Source organism: Nocardiopsis sp. RV163 (genome assembly GCF_001029525.1).
GTDB classification, from domain to species: Bacteria; Actinomycetota; Actinomycetes; order Streptosporangiales; family Streptosporangiaceae; genus Nocardiopsis; species Nocardiopsis dassonvillei.
This window is the reverse complement of the sequence record NZ_LEKI01000017.1, coordinates 46,167-57,504: the sequence shown is the minus strand read 5'-3', so window position 1 is coordinate 57,504 and position 11,338 is coordinate 46,167. Positions and strand designations below refer to the sequence as shown.

Here is an 11,338-nt window from a genome sequence, read left to right as displayed (position 1 = left end):
GGGCGTGGGGGAGCGGGCGTGCGTGGGGTTCCGTCCCGCCCCCGCTCCGCCCCGTCGGGTTCCCGTCCGTCCGCTCCGCGTCCGGCGTCCTCCCCGGCGCCTCCGGTACCGGACCTCTCGGGTCGGGGGGTCCCGCCTCCGGGCCGCTCACCGCCGGATGGGTTCTCCACGGGGTCAGTCCTCGCTATCGTGCCGCAGCGTGCCGGGGTGTCGTCTCCGCCTGGGGCGAATCCGGCAAGAGTCGCAGAACTCCAGTATGAGGCTTAACCGGACGTGCCCACGGACGCCGGGGTGCCGCTCTCCGGCGGCCGGTAGCGAACCCCCAGGCCCGTCAGCATGTTCTGAAGCTCGGACTCGAAGAGCGGTTCCATGTCGCGCATCACGAAGTCGAGGTGCTCGAACACCTCCATGCACACCACCCCGTACAGGCGTACCCAGCACGTGCTGAGCACCATGACCGCCTCAACCGGGATGTGCGGGGCCGAGAAGCCGCAGGTGTCGGCGAAGGCGCGCAGTTCGCGGGCCAGTTCCGGGGTGATGCGCTCCCCGTCGGGCAGTACGAACCGCTCCTCCGTCAGGAGCCGGTCGAAGAGGGTGTAGAAGGTCGCCCCGAAGCGCCGCCCGGCCTCCACCGCCGGTGTGAAGTCGGTCTCGGGGGCCAGCCGCGCGCGCGGCCCGAACATCGTGGCGAACTCGGCCCGGTGCCCGACCGCCCAGGCCCGGAAGGCCCGCAGCGAGGTGAGGATGCGCAGGTCGGTGTCCTCGGCGGGCACACTGGCGTCCGCCGCGGCCACCGCGTCGCCCAGTTCCTGGAACATGTCCGCGGTGATGAGCACCAGCAGCGCGTCGATCCCCGTCACGTAGCGGTACAGTCCCGGCGCGGTCATCCCCATCTCCCGCGCGATGGCGCGCAGGGACACCCCGCCGGATCCGTGCTCGACCAGGTGCCGACGGGCGATTCCCTTGATCTCCGCCATTGTGGCCTCGCGCACACGCTCGCGGCGGCTCGGCCTCCCTGCCGCCCGTTCCAACTGCGGTTTCGCCATCTGCTGCGCTGCACCCCGTCTCGGGCCCCCGGTCGGGGCACCGTGGTCCTCGTCGACGACGTTGACATCGTAACGCCCGCACGCTTTAGTGAACGCCGTTAGCAAACACCGTTAACGGACATGGGGTCTGTTTCCTGAAAGGGCGGCGTATGCCGACACAAACGGGGCTTTTCGGTCGGCTGGGGCGGGGGGTCCACCGCTGGCGCTGGGCGGTCCTCGCCGCCACCGCGGCCTTCGCCGTCTTCTCCGGGATCTGGGGCTCGGGGCTCTTCTCCGACGTCAGCGAGAGCGGGTTCGAGGACCCCGACTCGGAGTCCGCGCGGGCCACGCGCGTCCTTGAGGAGGAGCTGGGCCACGACGGCGTCGACGTCGTCGCGGTCTACCGCAGCGACGAGATCCGGGTGGACAACCCCACCTTCGCCGCGGCGATCCAGCGTATCGCCGACGGCATGCCCGAGGACGCGGTCGCCGACTTCGACACCTACCTCGACGAGGACCTCGGCGAGACCGAGCGCGGCATGCTCGTGGCCGAGGACATGGACGCCACCTACATCCCCGTGACCCTCAGCGGGGAGACCCACGCGGACCGCCTCCACCAGTACGAGGAGGTGGCCGATTACCTGTCCTCCAGCAACCTGGAGGTCCACCTGGGCGGCTCGGTGGCGATCGAGCACGAGCTGGCCGAGAGCGCCGAGAGCGACGTCGTCCGCGCCGAGCTCATCACCCTGCCGATCCTGCTGTTCCTGCTCGTCCTGATCTTCGGCGGCCTCGTCGCGGGTTTGGTCCCGCTCGCCGTAGGCGGTCTGGCCATCCTGGGCTCGCTGACCCTCCTGCGCGCGCTGACCCACGTCACCGAGGTGTCGGTGTTCGCGATCAACGTCGCCACCATCCTGGGCCTGGGGCTGGCCATCGACTACGGGCTGTTCATGGTCAGCCGCTTCCGGGAGGAGCTGCGCCGGGGCCGCGGCATCGCCGACGCGGTGAGCCGCACCGTCGACACCGCCGGACGCACCGTGGCCTTCTCCGGCATCACCGTCGGCATCGCCTTCGCGGGTCTGCTCTTCTTCCCCCAGCCCATCCTCAAGTCGATCGGCTGGGGCGGTATCGCCGTCGTGGTCTTCGACCTGCTGGCCGCGCTGGTCTTCCTGCCCGCGCTGATGGCCGCGGTCGGGCACCGGATCGACCGCCTGCGGCTGCCGCTGCCCCGCCGCACCGTCACCGGTGCCGTGCACGAGGGGGCCTGGTCGCGCCTGGCCCGCGTCGTCATGCGAGGCCCCGCCGTGTCCCTGGTCGCGGTCGGCGGCGTGCTGCTGGTCTTCAGCGCCGGCCTGGCCTCCACCGAACTCGGATCCACCGACCAGCGCTACCTGCCCGCCGACTCCGGGAGCCGGATCGCCACCGAGGCGCTCTCCGACGAGTTCCCCGCGGGCGGTCTGGGAACGCTCGACGTCGCGGTGGCCGGCGGCGCCGACGACGGGGCCCTGGAGGAGTACACCGAGCGCCTGGCGGGCCTGGAGGAGGCCGTGTCGGCCACCGTGGAGCGCACCGGCGAGGACGTCGCCCACGTCGTGGTCGCCTACCGGGGCGCCTCCGACTCCCCGGAGGTCGCCGACCTGGTGCGCGACGTGCGCGCCGAACCGGTTCCGGAGGGGGCGGAGGAGACCCTGGTCGGCGGCGTGGCCGCCATGCAGCAGGACAACGTGGCGGCGATCGTGGACGCGGCTCCCATGACGGTGGGCTTCGTCGCCACGGCCACCCTGCTCCTGCTCTTCCTCGCCTTCGGTTCGATCGTCCTGCCGATCAAGGCGGTGCTCATGGGGGCGCTGTCCCTGGGCGCCTCCCTGGGTGTGGTGGTCTGGGGCTTCCAGGAGGGCGCCTTCTCCGGGCTGCTCGGGTTCGAGGCGGTGGGCACCATCGACCCCACATACCTGGTGCTGATCATCGTCGTGGCGTTCGGCCTGGCGATGGACTACGAGCTGTTCCTGCTCAGCCGGGTGCGCGAGGAGTACCTGCGCACCGGCGACAACACGCGCTCGGTGTCGGCGGGGCTCCAGCACACCGGCCAGATCATCACCAGCGCCGCGATCCTGCTGATGGTGGTGCTCCTGGCCATGGGCACCTCGGACCTGCTCTTCCTGAAGATCATCGGCATCGGCCTGGCCATCGCGGTCCTGGTCGACGCCACCCTTGTGCGCGCGGTCATGGTGCCCGCCACGATGCGCCTGCTGGGCGGGGCCAACTGGTGGCTGCCCCGGCCGCTGCGCTGGCTGCACGACCGGATCGGGATCTCCGAGGGCGGCGACGAGGACGGGCCCGAACCCGCCGTGGAGCGGGACGGGCGCGAAAGGGTGCGCGCGGGGGTGTGACCGCCCGTTGCGCGGCCCCGCCCGGGAGCACCCGGGCGGGGCCTTTTCGCTGTCGGCGGTGCCGTGACGCAGCCGTCCGCGGCCGGGGTGCGTCGGGTGCGTGTCGCCGGGCCGGTCGCGGTTCCCGGGTCACTCGGCGAAGAGTTCGCCGATGCGGGTGACGGTGGAGCCTCGGTCGAGCCGGGCGTCGAGCTGTCCGAGGTCGCGGCATGCGCTGACGCGCTCGTTTGCTTCCCCGGGGATATCGATTCCGCGTCGAGGCCGGTGCGCGGGGCTTTGAGCACGTCCGCGTCCCGACCGCCGTGCGCGGCGGCGGACAGCACGCCCGGGGGCGGATGACGCTCCACCTCCCCGGAATCGGTGACGACCGGTGTCACGGACCGCCGCACCACCGGGGGCGCAGGACGAAACCGGGACGGCCGAGGCGGATCGGCCCGGCGTACCAGTCCGCCACGGACCGCTTCGGGCAGACGGTCGGCAAAAGGACCGGGCGCTCGTGCCGTGAGCGCAGCGAGGCCACGTACTCGGGCCGGGTGAAGCGCTTGCGCTCCTCCTCGTCGCGCTGGACCTCCACGACGATGCCCGTCAGTTCGTCGAAGGAGGCCTTCGGACCGGGGCCGCACAGCATGATCGCGACGTCCGATCGGCGCTCGACGGGATCGACGGGATCGACGTGGCCGAGGCCGCACGAGGTGACCTCGCTGCGGTCGTAGCCGGGTACGACCGCGCCGAGGCCGAGCGGGAAGCCGACGGCCGTGTCCGGCGCGTCGGCCAACGACTCGGAGTGGATCCGGTGTTCAGCGGATACTGCCACGAGGCAGACGTTACACAGGGTTACGAGCAGGTGCGTACGGGTAGTAGTCCTCCGGTGACTTTCCGCGTTCGCCCGCTTCGGGCAGGGGAAGACGCGGCACCGAGACACCCCCGTGGGAAGGGCCGGACATGTCCGAAGAGCGCAACAGGCCCCTGGTCCTGCACGTGGGGCGCGACGAGCTCGTCATCCGGCGCCGCTACGAGACCGCGAGCATCGTCAACGACATCCTCATCGCCCTGTGGTTCATCGCCGGAAGCATCATGTTCTTCTCCGAGGCATGGAGCACCGCGGGCACCTGGTGCTTCCTCGTCGGCAGCGTCGAGCTGCTTGTCCGCCCGGTGATCCGGCTGGGCAGGCAGCTGCACATCCGGCGCATGCGCTCCTCCAGCCCCGGCTCGACCGGTGAGGAGTCCTCCCAGGACTTCTGACCGTCCGGACGGGCGGGGCCTCCCCGACGGGAAACGGCGGGCCCGGCATCCGGTACCGGGCCCGCCGCGGGTTCGCGAAGGCTAGAACGCCTTCGGGTCGCCCTCGTGGAACCGCTTGCCGTTCACGGCCTCCGACACCCCGACCTTGTCCAGGTAGGGGGTGATGCCGCCGGTGTGGAACGGCCAGCCCGCGCCGGTGATCAGGCACAGGTCGATGTCGGCGGCCTCGGCCACGACGCCCTCGTCCAGCATGGTCCGGATCTCCCGGGCCAGCGCGCGCAGCGCCCGGTCCAGGATCTCGCTCTCCTCGGACGGCTTGTCGCCGCCCGCGAGCAGCGCGCGGACCTCGGGGTCGATGCTGAAGTCGGGGGCGTAGATCGCCGTCTTGCCCGCCTTGACGATCTCGGCCAGCTCGGCCGAGACCGCGAAGCGCTCGGGGAAGGCCTCGTGCAGGGTCTCGGACACGTGCAGCGCGACCGCCGGGCCCACCAGCTGGAGCAGCATCAGCGGAGACATCGGCAGGCCCAGGGGCGCCACCGCGCGGTCGGCCTTCTCGGGCTCGGTGCCCTCGCCGACGGCGCCCAGGACCTCGCCCATGAACAGGGTGAGCAGGCGGTTGACCACGAACGCCGGGGCGTCCTTGCACAGCACCGCGGTCTTCTTCAGCTTCTTGGCGGTGGCGAAGGCCGTGGCCAGGGCGGCCTCGTCGGTCGCCTCGCCGCGGACGATCTCCAGCAGCGGCAGGACCGCGACCGGGTTGAAGAAGTGGAAGCCCACGACCCGCTCGGGGTGGCGGAGCCCGGAGGCCATCTCGGTGACCGACAGAGAGGAGGTGTTGGTGGCCAGGATCGCCTCGGGGGAGACCACGGCCTCCACCTCGGCGAACACCCGCTGCTTGACCTCCATCTTCTCGAACACGGCCTCGATGACGAAGTCGGCGTCGGAGAAGGCGTCCTTGGTCAGGGAACCGCTCACCAGGGCCTTGAGGCGGTTGGCCTTGTCGCTGTTGACCCGGCCCTTCCCCAGGAGCTTGTCCACCTCGCCGTGCACGTAGGCCACGCCCTTGTCCAGGCGCTCCTGGTCCAGGTCGGTCATGACGACCGGAACGTCCAGGCGGCGGGCGAACAGCAGCGCAAGCTGTCCGGCCATCAGACCCGCGCCGACGACGCCGACCTTGGTGACCTTGCGGGCCAGCGACTTGTCCGGGGCTCCCGCGGGGCGCTTGGCGCGCTTCTGCACCAGGTCGAACGCGTACAGGCCCGCCCTGAGCTCGTCGCTCATGATCAGGTCGGCCAGCGCGTCGTCCTCGGCCGCGAAGCCCTCGTCGCGCGTGCGGGTCTTCGCCTGTGCGACCAGCTCGACCGCGCGGGCCGGGGCCGGGGCGGCGCCGTGCAGCTTGCCCTCGACGGTGAACCGGGCCATGTTGACCGCGTTGTCCCAGGCCTCGCCCCTGTCGACCTCGGGGCGCTCGACCACGACGTCGCCCTTGACGACCCCGGCGACCCAGCGCAGCGACTCCTCGACGAAGTCGGCGGGCTCGAACATCGCGTCGGCGATGCCCATCTCGAAGGCCTGCGCGCCCTTGAGCACCTTGTTCTGGGCTAGCGGGTTGTCGATGATGACCTTGAGGGCCTTCTCGGCGCCGATCAGGTTCGGCAGCAGGTAGGTACCGCCCCAGCCGGGCACCAGGCCCAGGAAGGTCTCCGGCAGCGACACCGCCGGGACGCCCGAGGAGATGGTGCGGTAGGTGCAGTGCAGCGCCACCTCGACGCCGCCGCCCATGGCCGCGCCGTTGACCAGCGCGAAGGTGGGCACGTTCAGCTCGCCGAGCTTGCGGAACACGTCGTGGCCCAGCTTGCCGATGGCGTGCGCCTGCTCGCGGTTCTGGAGGGCGGGCACGCCGGTCAGGTCCGCGCCCACGGCGAAGATGAACGGCTTGCCCGTGACGGCCACGGCGACGATGTCGGTGCGCGCCCCGGCGGCCTCGATCGCCGCGTCCAGGCTGAGCAGCCCGCCGGGGCCGAAGGTGTTGGGCTTGGTGTGGTCGTGCCCGTTGTCCAGGGTGATCAGGACCGCGGTGCCCGCGCCGTAGGGGAGTTCGACGTCCCGGGAGAGGGCGTTGGTGACGACCTCGTCGCTGAACAGCTCCCGTGCCTGGTCGATGACGGTGCTCACTTGCCCCCCTCGTAGTTGGTGTTCTCCCACAGGACTGTCCCGCCCATGCCCATGCCGACGCACATGGTGGTCAGGCCGTAGCGGACGTCGGGGCGCTCGGCGAACTGGCGTGCGAGCTGCATCATCAGGCGCACGCCCGAGGAGGCCAGCGGGTGGCCGAGGGCGATCGCGCCGCCCCAGGGGTTGACGCGGGCGTCGTCGTCGGCGAGGCCGAAGTGCTCCAGGAAGGCCAGCACCTGCACGGCGAAGGCCTCGTTGATCTCGATCAGGCCCACGTCGTCCATCGAGATGCCCTGGCGGGCGAACAGCTTCTCGGTGGCCGGGACCGGGCCCACGCCCATGACCTCGGGCGCCACACCGGCGAAGGAGAAGTCCACCAGGCGCATCCCGGCGCCCAGCCCCAGCTCCTCGGCCACGTCCTCGGCGGCCAGGATCGCGCCGGTGGCGCCGTCGTTGAGGCCGGCGGCGTTGCCGGGCGTCACGTTGCCGTGCGCGCGGAACGGGGTCTTGAGGGAGGCCAGCGACTCCATCGTGGTGCCGGGCCGGGGCGGCTCGTCCCGGGTGGCCAGGCCGTAGCCCTCCTCCAGGGAGCGGACCAGGACCTCGACCAGGTCGGGCTGGATCCGGCCGTCGGCGTAGGCCTTGGCGACCTTCTCCTGGCTGCGCACCGCGTAGGCGTCGGCCCGCTCCTTGGTGATGGAGGGGTACCGGTCGTGCAGGTTCTCGGCGGTGTTGCCCATGACCAGCGCGGACGGGTCCACGAGCTTCTCGGAGAGGAAGCGCGGGTTGGGGTCCACCCCCTCGCCCATGGGGTGGCGGCCCATGTGCTCGACGCCGCCCGCGATGACCACGTCGTAGGCGCCGAAGGCGATGCCCGCGCCGGAGGTGGTGACGGCCGTGAGCGCACCGGCGCACATGCGGTCGATGGCGTAGCCGGGGACGCTGCTGGGCAGTCCGGCGAGGATCGCGGCGCTGCGCCCGATCGTCAGGCCCTGGTCGCCGATCTGGGTGGTGGCGGCGATGGCGACCTCGTCGACGCGCTCGGGGGGCAGTCCCGGGTTGCGGCGCATCAGTTCGCGGATCACGCGTACGACGAGGTCGTCGGCGCGCGTCTCGGCGTAGAGGCCCTTGCCTGACTTGCCGAACGGGGTGCGGACCCCGTCGACAAACACGACATCGCGGGCAGTTCGCGGCACGATGGCCCCTCCTTCTCCAGGGGTGGATGGACTCGTCGACCACCATGCTACTCGTCAGTAACAACTTCTGCGAGCAGCGGACCCCCCGACTTCGGTCAGGGGGTGGGTCAGGGGCGATCCCCGGCTTTCGGCGGTGGCGCGGCCCGCCCGGCGCGCGGTTGGCCGATCGGACGCTCCATCACCGGACACAGCGAACCACAGCGGACGGCGCGAAGGACGCCGTGCGACGGCATCGGGTGCCCACATGCCGCATCCGGGCGTGTGCGACGCCGACCGCGCCGCGCGAACACCGGGGCCGGGCCCAAGGCGTCCCCGCGCCGCCTGCGGGGCTACGCCCGTCCGGGGACCCGGTGGCCCGCCCGACGGGCTGGACGGCGCGATCGGCCACCGGGGCGTGACGGCCTCCGGAGGGGAGCGCCAGCGGGCGGCCGTCGCCCGCTGGCGCGCGGCCCCCGACTCCTGCTCATGGACGAGGCGACCCCCATCCGGACGCCGTCAGCCAGAGGGTCCTCAAGAAGGTCGTGCTGCACGCTGCCCGCCACACCAACGTCATCGTCGTGGCGCACCGGCCGTCCACGGTCACCGGCGCCGACCGGATCGCGGTCATGGACGCCGGACGGGTGCGCGCCGCGGGCGCCCACGAGGAGCCGGCGGCCGCCGACGGCCTCTACCGCGACCTCGCCGCCGGGCAGCCGCTTACCGCCGAGGCCCCCTCAACACGCCGGGGGCCGGGGTCGTGCGACCCCGGCCCCCGAAGGCCGCGCCCGGGCGGGCGCGACCTCTCACAGCAGCGCGTTGGCCTCGCGGTACCGGCCCGCGGCGTTGTAGGCGCCCGCCAGGTCGCGGCGCAGCCGCAGCGTCAGCCGCCGCACCTCCGGGTCGCCGGAGGAGTTCAGCGCCACCCGGTAGGCGTCGCGCAGCACCTCCACCGCCTCGTCGGAGCGTCCCGCCTGGGTGTACGCGCGGCCCAGGCGGTGGTGCACCGTCAGGGTGTCCAGGTGCCCCTTGCCCAGGCGCCGCCGCCGTCCGGCCAGCACCATCCGCAGCTGCCCGATCGCGTCCTCGTAGCGCCCGGACATGCTCTGCGCCGCGCTCAGCCCCAGCCGCAGCTCCTCACGGCGCTCGGTCGAGGCCACGTCCTCGATGGCCCGCTCGTAGTGCACCACGGCCGCGTCCAGGCGGCCGCTGCGCCGGTAGCAGACCGCCAGGCGCATGCGCGCCTCCACGGTGTCCTCGTCGGCCGAGCCGAACTGGCGCTCGCGCTCGCGCAGCAGCATCTCCCACTGCCCCGCGGCGTCCGCCGGACGGCCGGCGTCCTCGTAGGCCCAGGCCAGGTTCTCGCGGATGATCTCGGTGCGCGGGTGCTCCTCGCCGAAGACCGCCACCGCCTCGGCCAGGGTCAGCTCGAACTGCTGCACCGCGGCCTGACGGCGCCCCATCTGCGCGTACTTGGTCGCCAGGTTGTTGCGCGCGGTGATCGTGTCCGGGTGTTCGGTGCCCAGCCGCTCCACCAGCGAACGCAGCGTCCGCTCCAGGGAGGCGGCCCGCATCCCGGCGGTCGGGGCGGGGGCCTGGACCACCCCGGAGACCGTCCGCGCCGCCTCCTCGCGCGCGCCGGTCAGGGCCAGCGGCTCGGTGGGCGCACCGCTCGCCGGCGCGGGGCTCGGCACGGAGACTCCCGTCGGCCGCTCGGTCGGCCGCTCCGTCGGCTTCTCCACGGGTTGCTCCGCACGCGCGGGCACGGTGGTATCGGCGGACCGGGTCCTGGTCGCGCCCTTGAGTCCGGTCTCGCGCAGCAACGCACGCCAGAACGACAGCACAATCACCACATTCCCCTGATCGCGCACCGCGGCCCCAGGCCTGCGGCGTAACACCCGTCGGACAACCCGTACCCCGAAATCGCCAGGGCACGTTTCTATAACTTAATCGGACACCGGGCTACGGAACAGGCACCAAACGCCCTGAGGGCACGGTGAGTTCGCTCACTCCTGGGTTGATCGTGTCAGAACGGGGTAAATCGCTACGCCTGATCGGCCGTCCGCAATGCTGTGGCCAGGGGTTCCGCGGTCAGGGTGACCTGCCACTCACGGGCTCCGCGCTCACGCAGGAACGCGCCCACCGCGTCGGGGTCCACCGCCCTCGGCGGCGCCCACGCCAGACGGCGCACCGTGTCCGGCAGCAGCAGGTTCTCGGTCGGCATGACGACGTCCTCGGCGATCCCCGTGACCGTGGCCCGGACCGCCTCCAGCCGCCGCGCCGCCTCCGGCGCACGGTCGCCCCACCGGTTCACCGGCGGCGGACCGTCGCCCGGCGCGTTGGGCCGGGGCAGCTCCGCCTGCGGCATGTCGCGCGCCCGGTTGACCGCCTTGATCCACGTGGTCAGGTAGCGCCGCGCCAGCTTGATGCCGAACTGCCGGATCTTGGCCAGCTCGGTGGTGGTGCGCGGCATACCGGTGGCCGCCTCAACGATCGCCGCGTCCGGCAGCACCCGGCCGGGCGAGATGTCCCGCTCCTGGGCGATGCGGTCGCGCTCGTACCAGAGCTCGCGCACGGCGGCCAGGGCGCGCTGGTTGCGCACCCGGTGGATGCCCGAGGTGCGCCGCCAGGGATCGGCGCGCGGTTCCTTGGGCGGCGCGGACAGGACCGCGGCGAACTCCTCGCGCGCCCACTCCAGCTTGCCGGTCTCCTCCAGCTCGACCTCCAGGGAGTCCCGCAGGTCGATGAGGATCTCCACGTCCAGCGCCGCGTAGCGCAGCCAGTCCTCCGGCAGCGGGCGCTGGGACCAGTCCACGGCCGAGTGCTCCTTGGCCAGCCGCAGGTGGAGCAGCCGCTCCACCATGAACCCCAGGCCGACCCGCTGGTAGCCCAGCAGCCGACCGGCCAGTTCGGTGTCGAACAGGCTCCGGGGGCGCAGGTTGACCTCGGTCAGGCAGGGCAGGTCCTGGTGCGCGGCGTGCAGCACCACCTCGGCCGCGCCCACGGCGTCGTTGAGCGCGCTCAGGTCCGGGCAGGCGATGGGGTCGATCAGCGCCGACCCCGCTCCCTCGCGGCGTAGCTGGACCAGGTAGGCGCGCTGCCCGTACCGGTAGCCGGAGGCGCGTTCGGCGTCCACCGCGACGGGGCCGCTCCCGGCGGAGAGCGCGGCGACCACACCGGCCAGCGCGTCGGCGTCGGAGGTGACCTCGGGCAGGCCCTCGCGAGGTTCCCGGAGTAGGGGGGCCCTCTCGGCGTCGTCGTCGTTGCCTGGTTCGCGGGGTTCTGTCTTGGAGTTCAACGCGTTCGCCACACCACTACGGTATGCGCTGTCGCCACC

8 protein-coding genes and 1 pseudogene are annotated in these 11,338 nt (G+C 72.3%); 3 read left to right on the top strand and 6 right to left on the bottom strand.

The window, feature by feature from the left end; all coding sequences use genetic code 11:
- Positions 1–263: 263 nt before the first annotated feature.
- Positions 264–1,046, bottom strand: coding sequence for a TetR/AcrR family transcriptional regulator (locus tag ABD54_RS05540; RefSeq protein ID WP_047868345.1), 783 nt, complete (start codon positions 1,044–1,046; stop codon positions 264–266).
- Between the two features lie 149 nt (positions 1,047–1,195).
- On the opposite strand from ABD54_RS05540, the gene ABD54_RS05535 reads away from it, so the two are divergent.
- Positions 1,196–3,412 carry an MMPL family transporter gene (locus ABD54_RS05535; RefSeq protein ID WP_047868344.1) on the top strand — a complete coding sequence of 739 codons (2,217 nt, stop codon included), beginning with the start codon at positions 1,196–1,198 and terminating at the stop codon, positions 3,410–3,412.
- 373 nt (positions 3,413–3,785) lie between these two features.
- Here the strand turns inward: ABD54_RS05535 and ABD54_RS28860 are convergent, their stop codons facing one another.
- Complete coding sequence (locus ABD54_RS28860; protein ID WP_235431987.1) at positions 3,786–4,226, bottom strand: hypothetical protein; 441 nt, start codon at positions 4,224–4,226, stop codon at positions 3,786–3,788.
- Between the two features lie 128 nt (positions 4,227–4,354).
- Between ABD54_RS28860 and ABD54_RS05525 the strand changes: the two genes are divergently transcribed.
- Positions 4,355–4,654 carry a YrhK family protein gene (locus ABD54_RS05525; protein WP_047868343.1) on the top strand — a complete coding sequence of 100 codons (300 nt, stop codon included), beginning with the start codon at positions 4,355–4,357 and terminating at the stop codon, positions 4,652–4,654.
- A gap of 81 nt (positions 4,655–4,735) precedes the next feature.
- Here the strand turns inward: ABD54_RS05525 and ABD54_RS05520 are convergent, their stop codons facing one another.
- Both ABD54_RS05520 and ABD54_RS05515 read right to left on the bottom strand, forming a co-directional pair.
- Entirely contained in the window at positions 4,736–6,829 is a 2,094-nt protein-coding gene (locus ABD54_RS05520) for a 3-hydroxyacyl-CoA dehydrogenase NAD-binding domain-containing protein (protein WP_047868342.1), read from the bottom strand.
- Positions 6,826–8,025: an acetyl-CoA C-acyltransferase gene (locus tag ABD54_RS05515; RefSeq protein WP_047868341.1), complete on the bottom strand. Its 1,200-nt coding sequence runs from the start codon at positions 8,023–8,025 to the stop codon at positions 6,826–6,828. The genes ABD54_RS05520 and ABD54_RS05515 overlap by 4 nt, the downstream gene beginning before the upstream one ends.
- 358 nt (positions 8,026–8,383) lie before the next feature.
- On the opposite strand from ABD54_RS05515, the pseudogene ABD54_RS28855 reads away from it, so the two are divergent.
- A pseudogene (locus tag ABD54_RS28855) lies at positions 8,384–8,738 on the top strand (ABC transporter ATP-binding protein); the annotation flags it as partial.
- Positions 8,739–8,807: 69 nt separating this feature from the next.
- On the opposite strand, the gene ABD54_RS05510 reads toward ABD54_RS28855, so the two are convergent.
- Positions 8,808–9,845 carry a tetratricopeptide repeat protein gene (locus ABD54_RS05510; RefSeq protein WP_152692008.1) on the bottom strand — a complete coding sequence of 346 codons (1,038 nt, stop codon included), beginning with the start codon at positions 9,843–9,845 and terminating at the stop codon, positions 8,808–8,810.
- A 200-nt stretch (positions 9,846–10,045) separates the two neighbouring features.
- Positions 10,046–11,299 carry a ribonuclease D gene (locus ABD54_RS05505; RefSeq protein WP_047868340.1) on the bottom strand — a complete coding sequence of 418 codons (1,254 nt, stop codon included), beginning with the start codon at positions 11,297–11,299 and terminating at the stop codon, positions 10,046–10,048.
- Between the last annotated feature and the right edge of the window lie 39 nt (positions 11,300–11,338).